This is a genomic window from Pseudomonas sp. P4_C3, assembly GCF_056402075.1.
This window is the reverse complement of sequence record NZ_JBFUIC010000668.1, coordinates 1-1,094: the sequence shown is the minus strand read 5'-3', so window position 1 is coordinate 1,094 and position 1,094 is coordinate 1. Positions and strand designations below refer to the sequence as shown.

Sequence of the window (1,094 nt, the reverse complement as noted above, 5' to 3'; positions counted from 1 at the left end):
GTACAAAGGCAAAGGTGTGCGCTACGCGGACGAAGTCGTCCGTCGTAAAGAAGCCAAGAAGAAGTAGGGCATAGCAAATGACCGACAAAAAAGTTACTCGACTGCGTCGCGCTCGCAAAGCACGCCTGAAAATGCACGAACTCGAAGTCGTGCGTCTCTGCGTGTTCCGCTCTTCGCAGCACATCTACGCCCAGGTCATTTCGGCCGACGGCAACAAAGTCCTGGCAAGCGCCTCGACTTTGGATAAAGAACTGCGTGATGGTGCCACCGGCAACATCGACGCGGCCACTAAGGTTGGCCAGCTGGTCGCTACGCGTGCTAAGGCCGCTGGCGTCTCGCAAGTGGCTTTCGACCGCTCTGGCTTCAAGTACCACGGCCGCGTTAAAGCGCTGGCTGATGCTGCTCGTGAAGCTGGGCTGGAGTTCTAAGTTATGTCAAATAACGACCAAAAGCGCGACGAAGGCTACATCGAGAAGCTGGTTCAAGTTAACCGCGTAGCCAAAACCGTTAAAGGCGGCCGTATCTTCACTTTCACCGCGTTGACCGTGGTTGGTGATGGTAAGGGCCGTGTTGGCTTCGGCCGTGGCAAGTCGCGTGAAGTGCCTGCTGCGATCCAGAAGGCAATGGAAGCTGCTCGCCGCAACATGATCCAGGTTGATCTGAACGGCACCACTCTGCAGTACGCAATGAAGTCCGCTCACGGCGCTTCGAAGGTGTACATGCAGCCTGCTTCTGAAGGTACCGGTATCATCGCTGGCGGCGCTATGCGTGCTGTCCTCGAAGTTGCTGGCGTTCAGAACGTTCTGGCCAAGTGCTACGGCTCGACTAACCCGGTAAACGTGGTTCACGCCACTTTCAAGGGTTTGAAAGCAATGCAGTCTCCTGAATCCATTGCCGCCAAGCGTGGCAAAAGCGTCAAGGAGATCTTCTGATCATGGCTACCGTAAAAGTAACGCTGATCAAAAGCATGACCGGCCGCATCCCTAACCACAAACTGTGCGTTAAGGGTCTGGGTCTGCGTCGCATCGGTCACACTGTAGAAGTCCTGGATACTCCCGAGAATCGCGGGATGATCAACAAGGCTTACTACATGC

General features: G+C 55.3%; 3 protein-coding genes and 1 pseudogene. All 4 read left to right on the top strand.

The genetic code is table 11. From position 1 onward, the window contains the following. Positions 1-67: pseudogene (locus tag AC1DVH_RS31635) on the top strand (50S ribosomal protein L6); the annotation flags it as partial. 10 nt (positions 68-77) lie between these two features. Next, entirely contained in the window at positions 78-428 is a 351-nt protein-coding gene (gene rplR, locus AC1DVH_RS31630; RefSeq protein WP_003186037.1) for a 50S ribosomal protein L18, read from the top strand. A 3-nt stretch (positions 429-431) separates the two neighbouring features. Beyond that, a complete protein-coding gene (rpsE, locus tag AC1DVH_RS31625; RefSeq protein WP_003186035.1) occupies positions 432-932 on the top strand; it encodes a 30S ribosomal protein S5 in 501 nt (166 codons plus the stop codon). A 2-nt stretch (positions 933-934) separates the two neighbouring features. Further along, positions 935-1,094, top strand: a 160-nt coding sequence (gene rpmD, locus AC1DVH_RS31620) for a 50S ribosomal protein L30 (protein ID WP_477757095.1), incomplete at its 3' end; no start/stop codon positions are given.